Source organism: Mesorhizobium sp. M4B.F.Ca.ET.143.01.1.1 (assembly GCF_004792275.1).
Taxonomy (GTDB): domain Bacteria; phylum Pseudomonadota; class Alphaproteobacteria; order Rhizobiales; family Rhizobiaceae; genus Mesorhizobium; species Mesorhizobium abyssinicae.
This window is the reverse complement of sequence record NZ_SRSR01000278.1, coordinates 1-307: the sequence shown is the minus strand read 5'-3', so window position 1 is coordinate 307 and position 307 is coordinate 1. Positions and strand designations below refer to the sequence as shown.

Here is a 307-nt window from a genome sequence, read left to right as displayed (position 1 = left end):
CGAACGAACCGGGCGATCTCGACCATCCGCTGCTGGCGGCGTGGCGCAATCGCGAGCCGTGGATCGCCAATCGCCTGATCGTCACCCCGCATGCCGCCTTCTACAGCCCGGCATCGATGCGCGACCTCAGGCTGAAATCGATCGAAGTCGTGCACGCCTATCTTGCCGAGGGCCGGCTCACCAACTGCGTCAACTCCGAGTATCTGAAATGAATGCAGCGGCGGTGCAGGCGAGGCGTCTTCGGCGTGGTCCTGAGTTTCCCGTGGCAAGGGCGGGCGCAGAAGGGTGTGATGCAGGCGGCTCAGCT

General features: G+C 64.5%; 1 pseudogene. It reads left to right on the top strand.

The features are described 5' to 3' along the window. A pseudogene (locus tag EN786_RS36980) lies at positions 1–212 on the top strand (C-terminal binding protein); the annotation flags it as partial. Positions 213–307 lie beyond the last annotated feature (95 nt).